10 protein-coding genes are annotated in these 13,495 nt (G+C 65.8%); 9 read left to right on the forward strand and 1 reads right to left on the reverse strand.

Annotated features, from left to right (window positions below; translation table 11 throughout):
• Positions 1-368: 368 nt before the first annotated feature.
• The 3 genes from ACOQPH_RS05590 (at position 369) to ACOQPH_RS05600 (ending at position 5,602) form a co-directional block, all read left to right on the forward strand.
• Positions 369-1,925 (forward strand): HNH endonuclease, encoded by a 1,557-nt coding sequence (locus tag ACOQPH_RS05590; protein ID WP_420623737.1) that lies wholly within the window; start codon positions 369-371, stop codon positions 1,923-1,925.
• A gap of 156 nt (positions 1,926-2,081) precedes the next feature.
• Positions 2,082-3,170: an LLM class flavin-dependent oxidoreductase gene (locus ACOQPH_RS05595; RefSeq protein WP_420623738.1), complete on the forward strand. Its 1,089-nt coding sequence runs from the start codon at positions 2,082-2,084 to the stop codon at positions 3,168-3,170.
• On the forward strand, positions 3,167-5,602 hold the full coding sequence (locus ACOQPH_RS05600; RefSeq protein WP_420623739.1) for a molybdopterin-dependent oxidoreductase: 2,436 nt from the start codon (positions 3,167-3,169) through the stop codon (positions 5,600-5,602). The genes ACOQPH_RS05595 and ACOQPH_RS05600 overlap by 4 nt, the downstream gene beginning before the upstream one ends.
• An 88-nt stretch (positions 5,603-5,690) precedes the next feature.
• On the opposite strand, the gene ACOQPH_RS05605 is transcribed toward ACOQPH_RS05600, so the two are convergent.
• On the reverse strand, positions 5,691-6,380 hold the full coding sequence (locus ACOQPH_RS05605; RefSeq protein WP_420623741.1) for a TIGR02453 family protein: 690 nt from the start codon (positions 6,378-6,380) through the stop codon (positions 5,691-5,693).
• A gap of 178 nt (positions 6,381-6,558) precedes the next feature.
• Between ACOQPH_RS05605 and ACOQPH_RS05610 the strand changes: the two genes are divergently transcribed.
• The 6 genes from ACOQPH_RS05610 (at position 6,559) to ACOQPH_RS05635 (ending at position 13,460) form a co-directional block, all read left to right on the forward strand.
• On the forward strand, positions 6,559-6,813 hold the full coding sequence (locus ACOQPH_RS05610) for a DUF6457 domain-containing protein (RefSeq protein ID WP_420623742.1): 255 nt from the start codon (positions 6,559-6,561) through the stop codon (positions 6,811-6,813).
• Positions 6,814-6,885: 72 nt separating this feature from the next.
• A complete protein-coding gene (locus ACOQPH_RS05615) occupies positions 6,886-8,175 on the forward strand; it encodes an O-acetylhomoserine aminocarboxypropyltransferase/cysteine synthase family protein (protein WP_420623743.1) in 1,290 nt (429 codons plus the stop codon).
• On the forward strand, positions 8,172-8,681 hold the full coding sequence (locus ACOQPH_RS05620; protein ID WP_420623744.1) for a CoA-binding protein: 510 nt from the start codon (positions 8,172-8,174) through the stop codon (positions 8,679-8,681). Before ACOQPH_RS05615 ends, ACOQPH_RS05620 begins: the two co-directional genes overlap by 4 nt.
• Positions 8,682-8,959: 278 nt before the next feature.
• Positions 8,960-10,912, forward strand: coding sequence for a thioredoxin-like domain-containing protein (locus ACOQPH_RS05625; RefSeq protein ID WP_420623745.1), 1,953 nt, complete (start codon positions 8,960-8,962; stop codon positions 10,910-10,912).
• A gap of 68 nt (positions 10,913-10,980) precedes the next feature.
• On the forward strand, positions 10,981-12,498 hold the full coding sequence (locus tag ACOQPH_RS05630; protein ID WP_420623746.1) for a glycoside hydrolase family 3 protein: 1,518 nt from the start codon (positions 10,981-10,983) through the stop codon (positions 12,496-12,498).
• Positions 12,499-12,572: 74 nt separating this feature from the next.
• Positions 12,573-13,460: a hypothetical protein gene (locus ACOQPH_RS05635; protein WP_420623747.1), complete on the forward strand. Its 888-nt coding sequence runs from the start codon at positions 12,573-12,575 to the stop codon at positions 13,458-13,460.
• Positions 13,461-13,495: the final 35 nt, after the last annotated feature.

Consider the following 13,495-nt stretch of genomic DNA (forward strand, 5'->3'; position numbering starts at 1 on the left):
TAGCGCTTAGGGGGTGCCCCAGAGGCTGGTCTTTTTCTTATACCAGATCTGGTATAGGGGCCTTGTGCTTCCGTCCGTTGCATGAAGACTACCAGCGAAGAAATGCGTATCACGATCCGAGTGAAGCCCGTGCCAATTACTGGGATCGTCTCCAGCAGACTGCTGAATAGATGCCGAGATCACCGACTAGCCAACGCAAGACCGCTGGTCGGTGAGTCGACCGGCGGCGAGGCAACCGACTCTTGCAGCATTCTGCTAATCGACGGGGGTGATGGGGCCTGATTCTCGTACCTCCTCCCGAGAAGATTTCCTGAAATTCGTGTGCATATTTGCTTGTGATTGACAGCGTACATGTGTATGCTATTTTCATGTTCGCCGACCTGTTGTTCCGGCTCGACGCCGACGGCTCGGAGCCTGCCGGTACCGGCTTCGACGCTGCCGGTTCGGCGCCGGCGTGGCCGGATCCGGCGGCCATTTGGCGCTTCGACGAGTCGCTCCACAACTCGCACCAGGGCCGGGTCGATGCGGCCGATGCGGCTGGGTCGCCGGGTGATGCGGGCGGCATGGCGGGTTCTGTTGCCGGGCGGGACGGTTCGCTGCGGTGCAGTGGTAGCGGTGCGGTGCCCGAGCCCTCGGCCGGCTGCGGCGACACCGCCAAGGCTCGGTCCGGCCTTGATGAGAGCGACAGCTTGGGGTCGTTGGGCTACGGCGATCTGAAAGATCTCGTGGTCGAGCTGGCCGCTGAGCGAGCACGTGCGGAGGGCCGTTACCTGGCAGCGGTAGCCGAGCTCGCATCGCGCAACGGGGCGCAGTCAGCGGCATTTGTGTTGCGTGACCAGACGCGCCTGAACGCGTCGCAGGCACGCACTGAGGCCCGCCTGGCCGAGAGCCTGGTCACCGAGGGCATGACAGCGACGCTGGACGCGATGCAAGCCGGCGAGATCGGCATGTCCCATGCGAAAGTGATCGCCCGAGAGGCGCCCAAGAAGCACCGTCGCAGCGAAGCGGAGTTCATCGAGCAGTGCCGGGCCTATCCCTCCGACACCGTGGCCCGCCACCCGCTCGCCTATCAGAGCCAACAGGTGTTCGCCGATCTCGAAGCCGATGCCGCCGCCGAGAATCTGAGCCCGATCGACGCCGAGCTCGCACAGCAGCGCGCGCAGCGTTGGGGGTCGATGAAGCTCGGCGACGACGGCATGTGGCATCTCAACGGCAAGTTCGACTTCCTCGCGGGACGCCAGGTCAACATCGCCCTGCAGGCCATGGTGCGATCTCTGCGACGCCGCGCCGAGAACAAAGAAGGCACCCCCAACGGCGCCGACGGCGCCACGGCGGGTCATGACGGCTCGAACGATGACACCGACGGCGGCGGTGCTGGGGTGGTGCCGACGCGTGCGCAGCTCACCGCCGACGCGATCAGCGACCTCATCGCCGGCACAGCCAACATCCGCCGGGCCAAGACGAGCCTGGTGATCGTCGCGGACTACGACATCGTCAACGACCGGCTCGTCAACCCTCGTCTCGATGACGGCACGCCTATCTCGGCCAAGATGCTCGCCGAGCACGCCGTCGACGCCAACGTGCTGCCCGCAATCTTCAAAGCCGACTGGTCAGAGCTCGCGCTGGGACGCACCCGCAACGCCAACGACGCCCAGCGGCTCATCCTCGCAATACGCGATCAAGGCTGCATCGGCTGCGGGCTCACACCAGAGCACACCGAGGCCCACCACATCGACTATCACGAACACGGCGGCCCCACCGACATCCCCAACCTCGCATCACTGTGCTTTGACTGCCACAGCAGCCTCCACCAACACCACCGTCAGATCCACACTCCACCCGACGGACGACCTCGCCTGCAACCGCCCGAACCCCAAGGCACCGGACCGCCCGCCCGAGGACCCGTCGCCTCCCGCAGCCCATGACCACGCCTCAGAGCATCCGCGGATAGGCACAGATGTCATAGCTGTGGAGGCGGCAGGGAACTCTGCGAGGTTGGAACCTGCTGGATTCCCGGAGCAGAGGGCACTGCCGCCTCCACAGCGGGCACACCTTTTCGAGCGGCCTCTTAGCCTGAGGCTGTGAGTTCTGCGGACGACTCTGTGCAGGCATTGCCGCTGTCGGTGCTGGACTTGGCCACCGTTTCGGAGGGCGGCACGAGCGCGCAGGCGCTCGACGAGACCACGGAGTTGGCGCGTGCGGCTGACCGGCTGGGCTATGAGCGGTTCTGGGTCGCGGAGCACCACAACATCGACACCGTGGCGAGCACTTCGCCCGCTGTGCTGATGGCGCACCTTGCTGCCCACACCGAACGGATCAAGCTGGGATCGGGCGGTGTGATGCTGCCCAATCACAGCCCGGCCGTCGTCGCTGAGCAGTTCGCGATGCTCGAGGCGTTGCATCCCGGGCGCGTCGATCTCGGCGTCGGGCGAGCACCTGGCAGCGATCGCATCACCGCCGCCGCTGTGCGGGGTCCCACCGAAGACGGTGCAGTACCCGACCCCTGGCAAGTGGACGACTTTCCGAGCCACCTCATCGATCTCATGGCATATCTCGGCGATGTGCGGACCACAGAAGGACCCTGGATCGACTTCCGCGCTACCCCGAAGGCCACGTCGGCGCCGCCGGTGCTCCTGCTGGGTTCGAGCGGCTACTCGGCGCAATTGGCCGGGTACCTAGGCCTGCCGTTTGCCTTCGCACATCACTTCGACGGCGACGGTGTGCTCGGGGCCTTGGATCTCTACCGCCAGCGGTTCCAGCCCTCACCGGTACTCGACGAGCCGTTCGTGATCGTGAGCGTCGGACTGGTCACAGCGGCCGACGCTGCCACTGCCCAGTACCACGCTGCGCCGTCGCTGCTGCGGCGGTGGGGCATCCGGACGGGCCGGTTCTGGCCGTTGCTGCCGCCAGACGAGGCGATGTCGCATCCGGAGTGGGAGCGTGCAGCCACTATGCCGACCAATGCCATTGTCGGGAATCCCCACGACGCTGCGGCGAGTCTGGCCGAGCTTGCTGGCGCCACCGGAGCGGGCGAGTTGATGATTCACACGTCGACGTTCGGGCTCCCCGAGCGAATCACCAGCCTTGAATTGTTGGCCGAGGCCTGGGAACAGCGAGCGAACACCCGGGATGCGACCCCCCAAGCCGACACTGCGGCGGCATCGGCGTGAGCGCAGCAAGCGATATCCCCACCGCAGGCGTGCGCACGACAGCCATCGGAACGCACTTTGGGTCCTTCCTCGTGGACTCGCGAGACGGCGAAGTGGTAGCCGTACGTGGCCATCCCACCGATCCCGAGCCGTCGCACCTCGGGGAGTCACTGCGCCATTTCGCCGAGAACCGAGTGATGCGACCCGCCGTACGGCAGTCGTGGCTGCGCGACGGACCCGGGGCGGCCACTGAGCTGCGGGGCGACGACCCGTTCGTGGAGGTCGAGTGGGACACAGCACTCGACCTGGTGGCCGCAGAGCTGACCCGGGTGCGCGACGACCACGGCAATGCCTCTGTCTTCGGCGGGTCCTACGGGTGGGGATCCGCGGGCCGCTTCGGTCTTGTCTCAAGCCAACAGCATCGCTTCATGCGCTTCTTCGGCGGTTGCACCGACCAGAAGGGCACGTACTCGTCGGCCGCTGCTGAGGCGATCTTCCCCTACATGGTCGGCACTGGCTACCACGCCGGGCTGGCACGGCAGACCTCGTGGTCGGTGATCTGCGAGCACACGGAGCTATTCGTGTGCTTCGGCGGCATGCGTGCCAGCAACAGCCACGTGACCTATGGCGGTCAGGGCCCACATCATCACAACGACTGGGTTGCCCGAGCAAGCAAGGCGGGCGTGCAGTTCCTCAACGTGGGACCGTTGCGCGACGATTTCGACAAGTCGGCCGATGCGCGTTGGCTCTCGATACGGCCCGGCACCGATGTGGCCCTTATGGCAGGGATCATTCACACGCTCGTGACCGACGGCCTCGCCGACGAGGAGTTTCTGACGACCTATTGCGAGGGGTGGGATCGATTGCGGGCCCATGTCTTCGGCGAAGGCCTCGCGGCAGCCTGCGGCGACTGGCGGGGTCCCACGCCGTGGACGGATGCTGTCGACTACGACACGCCCAAGACCGCGCAGTGGGCGGCGGAAGTGACGGGAGTCGATGCTGGTGACATCGTCGAGCTGGCACACGAGATGGCTCGCAAGCGCACCCTCGTGAATCTGAGCCTGTCCACCCAGCGAGCTCACCACGGCGAGCAGCCGTACTGGATGGCGCTTGCACTGGCATGCGTGCTCGGCCAAGTCGGTCTGCCCGGCGGCGGATACGCGTTCAGCTTCGGCACCCAGGGCAACACCGGAGCCGGGCAGGCACGCGCTCGCATCCCCGGGCTTCCGGTGCCCATGCGCCAGCCCGGGCCCCCGACGATCGCTGTGTCACGTATCACCGAGATGCTGGAGGGACCGCGCGAACCGTTCGATTTCGACGGGCGCACGGGGCGCTTCCCCGATGTCCGACTCGTCTACTGGTCGGGCGGCAACCCGTTCCACCACCACCAAGACCTCAATCGATTGATGCAGGCGTGGCAGCGACCCGAGACGATCGTCGTCCAGGAGCCGTTCTGGTCGTCCGTGGCACGTCGTGCCGACATCGTGCTGCCGGCAACAACGCCGCTCGAGCGCAACGACATCGGCGGTGCCGAGACCATGTTGATCGCTATGGCAGCGGTAGCCGAGCCGGTGGGGGAGTCACAGGACGACTACTGGATCTTCGCCCGCTTGGCCGAGCGTCTGGGCTTCGGAGAGCAGTTCACCGAGGGTCGCACGGCCGATGAGTGGGTGGAAGTCATCTACGAGATTCATCGCGCGGCCGATCCCGAGGCACCGCCGTACGAAGAGTTCCGACGAGAGGGCTACGTCATGGCACCGGGCATGGCGTTGATGGGTGATCCCGAGCAGGTGTTTCTCGAAGCATTCCGCTCCGATCCCGACGGCAAGCCGCTACACACGCCAAGCGGCCGAATCCAGCTGTGGAACGACAAGATCGCTGAGTACGGCTACGACGACTGCCCGCCGCACCCGGCGTGGATGGAGCCTTTCGAGCGCCTCGGCGGTGCCGGCAGTGACCGCTGGCCGCTCCACTTGGTTTCCAATCAGCCGGTGGCGCGACTGCACAGCCAGTTCGACCATGCGGCGCCCAGCCAGGCAACGAAAGTGGCAGGCCGCGAACCGGTGCGCATCCACCCCGAAACCGCAGCCGCCCGCGGCATCTCGGACGGCGACGTGGTGCGGCTGTACAACGATCGAGGCGCCTGCCTGGCCGGTGCCGTGCTCGACGACTCGCTCCTCCCTGAAGCGGTTCAGCTCTCCACCGGCGCTTGGTACGACCCTGCGCCTGATGGCACTTGCCGTGCGGGCAATCCGAACACGCTCACTGCGGACGTCGGCACCAGCCGACTGGGCCAGGGACCCTCGGCGCACACGTGCCTCGTCGAGGTGGAGCGATACGAAGGCAAGCCGCCGCCGGTCGAGTCCTACGCACCGCCGGAAATCTTGCCACTTCGAGACAGCAGAGCAACTGCGGGCAATCAGACCCCAAACCGATCACCGTGCTCAGTGTGACGTTCATCGGCGACGGGATGCGCGACGCTCTTGACCCCAAGCTGCGCTCAAAGGGCTAGGCCCGAACATCAACCGTCAGGCCGCTGATCTAGAAATCCAGATCCACGGCTTGGCAGAGGAATGCCATGAGCGGGCGCATCTCGTTGCACCACGCAGTGATGACCGAGGGGAAATCGGGCCTGAGCGCGACGCCGTGGTCGAAGTCGCGCACGGCAATGAAGCTCTTGCGTTTGAGGTCGGAGATCATCGGGTGATCGACGGACCAGTCCCGGGGCGAGCGCTTGAGCCGCTCGCCTTCCATCCGCCAGCCATCGGACTGGCAGGCGTCTCGGGCAGCGATCCACGTCTCAGGACGCTCGTCGATAGCGACCCGGTAGGCAGCCAACGCATCCCGGTCCGGCATCCAGCTGCCGGCGCCGAAGAAGCAGCTCTCGGTGGACAGGTGCACGTAGAAGCCGGGAGCGTGAACGTCGTTGGCGCGCAGATGCCGGAACTGGATGCCCACGTTGGTCTTGTAGGGCGTCTTGTCGGCCGAGAAGCGTGTGTCACGGAACACGCGCATGAGCGAGCCGCCCAGCTTGGTGTCGCGAGCGGTCATGTGCTGGGAGATCTCGGCGAGCAGCGGCCGAACTGCACGGATGAGGTCGAAGGCGGGTTCACGGACCTCCTCCTCGTATCGCTCGCGGTTCTCGTTGAACCACTCCCGGTTGTTGTTGGCCTCGAGTTCTTCGAGGAACTCGTACAGCTCTGGCCCGAAGATGCCCCCGTCGTCGCTCATCGCTGTCCCCTCTGCGGTCGGTGCCGCCCGGTCGAGGTGCACCGTAGCGAGCCCATGCCACAGACCCGATGCGGCCGGCTTGGTGTGGCTGGCATGGTGTGATCGCCCGGTGTGGTCGGCCTGGTGTGCTTGGCGTGGTCGCAGGAGCGTCTCGACTTGCCATACGTACGCTGGGGTCATGAGCGACGAGACGGGTTCTGAAGAGCCGGGTACGACAGCACAGCAGTGGCTGGCGGGCTTTGCCGAGGCGATCGGAGCACCTGCGCCCGGCCTCGAAGTCACCGAAGCACTCCTGAACCTCGCTGGTGTCGCAGCGCACGATTCGGAGCGGATCGCTGCACCGATTGCCTGCTGGATGGCAGGCGTAGCCGGTGTCGAGCCAGCCGAGGCGCTCGAACGTGCCCGGCTGTATGCCGCTGGCCGACCTCGCTGAGCTGGGGCGCTGAGCTGACCCCGTGGATCGGGCGAACTCACTGGGCGGGGAGCCCGTCGTAGGCTGCGTCCGATGAGCGATCACCAGTTCGGGTTCCGCACACGCGCCCTGCACGCGGGCGGCCGTCCCGATCCAGCCACAGGAGCTCGCGCAGTTCCCGTCTACCAGTCCACGAGCTTCGTGTTCGAGGACACCGAGGACGCTGCGGATCTGTTTGCCTTGCAGAAGTACGGCACGATCTACACCCGCATCTCGAACCCCACCGTCAATGCGTTCGAGGAACGGATCGCAAGTCTCGAAGGCGCGATCGGCGCCGTTGCCGCCGCATCGGGAATGTCGGCGGAGTTCCTCACTGCAGCTGCGCTGTGCGAAGCCGGCGACAACCTGGTCACCTCGTCGGCGCTCTACGGTGGCACCCACACGATGTTCGACGTGACGCTGGGACGCTTCGGAATCGAGGCTCGATTCGTCGATGGCGACAACGTCGATGCGTACGCCGCCGCCATCGATGACCGCACCAAATTCTGTTACACGGAGATCGTCGGCAACCCGTCGGGATCCATTCCTGATCTGGCTGCGATCGCCGAGGTTGCCCACGCCCACGGCCTTCCCCTGGTGGTCGACTCCACGTTTGCCACGCCGTACCTGTGCAGGCCCATGGAGCACGGCGCCGACATCGTGCTGCATTCGGCGACGAAGTTCATCGGCGGGCACGGCAACTCGATCGGCGGAGTCGTCACCGAATCGGGTCGCTTCGATTGGGGCAGCGGTCGGTTCCCCAACATGACCGAACCGGTGGCGAGCTACAACGATCTGCGCTTCTGGGAGAACTTCGGCGAGTACGCCTTCTGCACGAAGCTGCGGGTCGAGCAGCTGCGTGACATCGGCGCTGCCATGTCACCGCTTAATGCATTCCTGTTGCTGCAGGGTCTCGAGACGCTGCCCCAGCGCATGGACGAGCATGTCGCCAACGCGCAGGCCGTTGCGGAGCACCTCGAAGCTCACCCCGCAGTGAACTGGATCAGTTACTCGGGCCTGGCGTCCTCCCCCTACCGGGAACTTGCACGCAAGTACATGCCCCAGGGACCTGGCGCCATCTTCACCTTCGGCGTGAAGGGCGGGCGCCAAGCAGGCGCCGACTTCATCGAGGCACTGCAGATGGTCAGCCACCTGGCGAACGTCGGCGATGCACGCACGCTGGTCATCCATCCAGCCTCCACTACACATCAGCAACTGTCCGAAGAAGCACTGGCAGCCGGAGGCGTCGGCGCCGACATGATCCGGCTATCGATCGGCCTTGAAGACCTCGACGACATCCTCTGGGATCTGGATCAAGCCCTCGCGAAGGCGGTGCCCGCATGACGATTGTCCATGAGCCGGTCGACGGCTGGACCGAGCCCAGCGCTGCCGAGCGGCTGGCGCTCATCCAACGCACGGGCACCGTGGCGATGGTTGGCGTTTCGGCGAACCCGGCACGGCCGTCGAACTTCGTCGCGACCTACCTGCTCAGCTCCAGCACCGACTTTGACGTGTATTTCGTCAACCCGGTGGCCGATGAGATCTTTGGCAAGCCGTGCTACCCGAGCCTCGCCGACCTGCCGGTCATGCCCGATCTGGTGGATGTCTTCCGCCGACCGGCCGACCTGCCTGGCGTGGCGGCTGAGGTTGTCGACATCGGCGCGAAGGCGTTCTGGGTGCAGCTCGGCCTGTGGAGCTCCGAGGCTGCCAAGCTGGCCCACGACGCCGGCCTCGAAGTCGTGATGGACCGCTGTCTCAAGATCGAGCACGCCCGGTTTCACGGTGGCCTGCATCGCGCCGGCTTTGACACCGGCGTCGTGGACTCGCGCCGCGCTGTTCGCAGGGCCTAAAGGCGATGCGGGACGCCATGGGAGGCGTCGCTCGCAGGCCCCGCAGCTCACCTCGACACCGCTGGGCCCAACGCAGGTCGGCGCGGCGCTGGACCGCCGCGGCTGTCGCGGCGCTGCTGCTTGCAAGTGCCTGTGCCTCCCAGGAGGCCGGTGAACCAACGACCGCGACGACCGAGGTCGCCGAGAGCAGCACGAGCACTTCTCAGCCGGCAACAGGCACCCCGGGTGAAGAGGCGGATTCGGCAACTGCAGCGACGACAACCACCGAGGCCGGGCCAGTGCCGCTGACGTTCGAGGGAAACGTTGCCGCGCCGGAATTCCCAGCCGGTTACGACTGGTTCAACGTCAGCAGGCCGCTGTCGATGAGCGGCGATTTGCGTGGCAAGATCGTCATCCTTGATTTCTGGACTCAGGGCTGCATCAACTGCATCCACATCATTCCCGACCTCCATCGACTTGAGCGCGAGCACCCCGACGAGATCGTCGTTGTCGCCGTGCACTGGGCGAAGTTCGACTCCGAGCGCACGTCCGAGGCTGTGCGCGAGGCATCGATCCGGTACGGCCGCCAGCACCCCATCGTGAACGACAACTTGGAGCTGCTGCGGACTGCCTACGGCGTGAACGCCTGGCCGACCGTGGCAGTCGTCGACCCTACGGGCAAGGTGGTCGGCATGGTCGCCGGCGAAGGGGTCTACGACCGTCTGAAACCGGTCATCGCCACGATGGCCGCCGAGTATGGCCACAACGGGCTGATCGACCCCACTCCGCTCGGCGAACTGCTCAACATCACTCCCGCGTTGCCGACAGTGCTCAGCTTCCCTGGCAAGGTGCTTGCCGATGAAGCGGGTGACCGGCTCTTCATTGCCGACACGGGACGCCACAGGATCCTCGTAGCGAAGCTTGACGGCGAGCTCATCGATGTGATCGGCACAGGGGGAGAAGGCCGAGCCGACGGCGGGTTCGCCGCGGCCACGTTCCGAAGGCCGCAGGGCATGGCACTGGATGCCGACGGCAGAACGCTCTACATCGCGGATCGCGAGAACCATCTCATCCGGGCTGCCGACTTGCGTACTCGCCAGGTGACCACGGTGGCCGGGACCGGTGAACCCGTCACCGCCTTTGGGCCCGGCCCCGCAACCGCAACGGCCATAGCGTCGCCATGGGACCTGCATCTGCGAGGCGATCTTCTGTACATCGCTGGTGCTGGACGCCACCAGATCTGGTTGCTCAACTTGACGCGGGGCGCACTCGACTTCTTCGCCGGCACCGGGGCTGAAGGTCTCGACGACGGCTACCGGCTGACGGCCACCCTCTCGCAGCCATCAGGACTCACTTCAGATGAGGCCTCGCTCTACTTCACCGATCCCGAAGCAAGCGCGGTGAGGGAGGTCTCATTCGGCCCCGACGGCCAGTTGGACACGCTTGTTGGCCGGCATCTCTTTGTGTGGGGGGATGAGATCGGGAGCTTCGAAGAGACGCTCCTGCAGCACGCCATCGGCATCGAGTACGTCGGCGACGCTCCCGGGCAGGGCCTGCTCTATGTCGCAGACACGTACAACCATCGCATCAAAGTGCTGGACCTCGACACGATGAATTCGTCAGTCGTCGCGGGCGACGGGACGGCAGGGCTGCGGGACGGCAGCGGGACCCAAACCCAACTGGCCGAGCCGAGCGGTCTCAGCGCTACCTCGGACACGCTGTACGTGGCCGATACCAACAACCACCGCATACGAATGCTCGATCTTGCGACGGGAGAGTTGACCACCTTGGCGCTGTCGAACCTGGAGATCGCCACGGTGACGGCCACCGGCGTGATCGACGACGAGGTAGTGCTGTTGCCACAGCGAGTCGCGCCAGGGCCCATCGAGATCGTGCTCGAACTCACGGTGCCCGAGGGCTACAAGTTCAATGTCGAGGGACTGTTCGAGTTCGAATGGTCACCAGACGACACTGCGTTGGTCCATCCGCAAGGGAGCGCTCGCTACGAGGCCCGGGGTCCGGAGATGCCTGTGCGGCTCGCCGCCACAGTAGAAGCAGACTCGGGCACAGCCGTGCTCAGCGCCACCGCTGTCGTGTTCTACTGCCCGGCTGAGGACGAGACGTTCTGCCTTATCCGCGATGTGAACTTCACCGCACCCATCGAGGTGGATCCCGACGGCGCCAGCAGTGTCGAGTTACCGCATCAGCTGCTGTCGGCCGAGGAGCTGGATCAACGCCTGTCGTCGCAATGACGCGTTACGGCATCAGCGCGCCGGGCCAACCGCTGCCCGCATCTCGGCGGCAGCCGCCATCACGTTCGGTGCGGGCAGCGCTCGGCCTCGCAGTGCTGGTCAGCGTGGTCAGTTGGCTGGCTGCACCGCCGGGTGCCGCAGCGCAGTCCAGCAGCGATTCCGAATTGCCGCCGCTGGTCACGGTGGCGCCCGAACAGGAGATCCCTGGGTCCGACGGGGCGCCAGCGGCGTCCCGGATCGTGTCAGTGCTGCGGGGACCGGGCGGCGTGGGCTACTGGGTGATCGGCGCCGACGGCTCGATCGAGCCCATCGGCACCACGATCCTGCCGATTGTCGGAGATCAGCCCCCGATCCATACCCATGTCGTTGGTGCGCGCCTCGGTGCGCCCGGGGCCCTTGGCGTGTGGTTGCAGCTCGCAGACAACAGCGAGGTAGCGATCGGCGATCCGGGACCGACCGTGCTCACCGGTGAGGAACGACCGTTGGGTTGGCTCTCGGGCGTCGGGGTTCGTCAGCTGCTCTCGGGGGCGTGGTGGACCGATGTCGATCAATGGTGCACAGCTGAGCTGTCGCTGCCGGTCCGGATCGGACAGACGATCATGACGGCGCTGGGTGAGCGCTCGCTCGGTTTCGCCGTAGAAGAAGCACGTGACCGTCGCATCGGCGGCATCCTGCTCCAGGGCCCGGTCACCGAGCATGTCTGGCGCCGTATTGCCGAGCTGCAGGAATTCGCTGACCGTATCCCGCTGATCTTCGCCGTCGACGAGGAGGGTGGTCGAGTGCAACGACTCGCCGGCGTAGTGGGTCGGTTGCCCTCAGCGGCTGCGCAGACCGGCAAGTCCCCGGCTGAGGTAACCGACCAGGCAGCCAGTCACGCCCGCAAGATGGCAGCGCTGGGCTTCACCATGAATTTTGCACCGGTCATCGATGTCGGCGCCGGCGAAGGCATCGGGGACCGGTCATTCGGCAACGATCCCGCCACGGTCACCGACTATGGCATGGCCACCGTCGAAGGCCTCAGTGCCGGGGGAGTGGTTCCCGTCGTGAAGCACTTCCCAGGTCACGGCGGGGCGACTGCGGACACTCACGAGGAACTCGCATCCACCGCGCCGCTCTCTGAGCTGCGCCAGCGCGACCTGATTCCCTTCGCAGCCGTCGTCGGGGCAACAGATGCGGCTGTCATGGTGGGACATCTCAACGTCCCCGGACTGACCGGCGGGATGCCGGCGTCTCTGTCGCCAGCGGCGATCAGCGGCCTGCTGCGCGACGAGCTGGGTCATAGCGGGCTGGTCGTGACCGACTCGCTGGTCATGGGCGCAATCCGCAGCCAGTGGTCGGTGAGCGAAGCTGCACTGCTGGCGATCACCGCCGGCGCAGATCTGGCGCTTGTCGGCGGTCTTGAGGATGCTGCCGCCGCATTTTCCGAGATCGAGGCGGCGGTCGACGAAGGCCGACTCAGCCTCGAACGTCTCGATGATGCAGCTACCAACGTGCTGCGTGCAAAGGGCGTTTTTGCATGCACGTTGGTCGGTCGCGACGGTCTTGGCAGGCCGGTGCTGTACGACCCGACTCTCGTCGGTCGTTAAGGAGCTGAGATCAGCGAACAACGTTTCGAGAGATGCCCAATTTGGGTCCGCCGCGACCATATTGTTGCGAATTGATGAGGTCGGGTCGGGCGCGGGCAACCGTGGTGCGAATGATGTCCATTGTCGCGGTCGTGCTCGTGGTCGCCGTCGTTCTGTACTGGCGATCGCAGGTGACGTCCTCGTCGGCCAACGCTGCGGCTGGCGTTGTCGTGAGCGCGGGTGCGCCACCTGGAGCCGACATTCCTCAGGTAACCGCAACGGGCCTGTCCTTGGGGCCGACGCAAGCACTCTCAGCTGAACTGCCGTCGCTCGAGCCTGCGGCGGTCCCACTCGTCCAAAAGGCTCCAGCGATGATGCCCGAGCACGAGTCCCCCCGGGACTCGCGAGCCGTTGTCGAGACGGACTCGGGAACAACGGCGGTGTGGAGCAACGACGAGATCGGACCGGCAGACGTCGAATCGGCTGGCGAGGAATCCAAGGAGCCGCCGCCGGAGCCACAACAGCCGACGTTGGGCCAGATGTACACGTGGGAGGACGGCGATCGCGCCTTGGAGGTGTGGCGCGATCCGAACCTGGTCGTCCAACCCGACGGCGACGGCATCTCACGGGAGGACATCATTGCCACCGCCGGCAACGACGTGGTGGTGCGAGGCGCAGCCACAGAGGACTTGCGTGCCAAAGGCAACCCCGTCTTCTGGTCGGAGTCGGGCGAGCTGATGGCACTGCCCGGCGGTGCGGTGCTGGTGCTCGACCCCAGTTGGGACTACTCGGCGGTCGACGCCTTCTTCGGGCGCAATGGGATCGACGCAGGCCGTCTGACCGAACTCGACTTTGTGACGAACGGCTACTTCATCGAGACCGAACCGGGCTTCCCGTCGCTGAACCTGGCCAATTCGCTTGCCGGCCAGGACGGCGTGGAGCTGTCGAGCCCCAACTGGTGGATCGAGCGCGTCACCAAGTGAAGACACCAGCACGGCGCCCCTCTCGTTCAGCGATA

The sequence above is a fragment of the Candidatus Poriferisodalis sp. genome, assembly GCF_965221945.1.
Lineage (GTDB): Bacteria > Actinomycetota > Acidimicrobiia > Acidimicrobiales > Poriferisodalaceae > Poriferisodalis.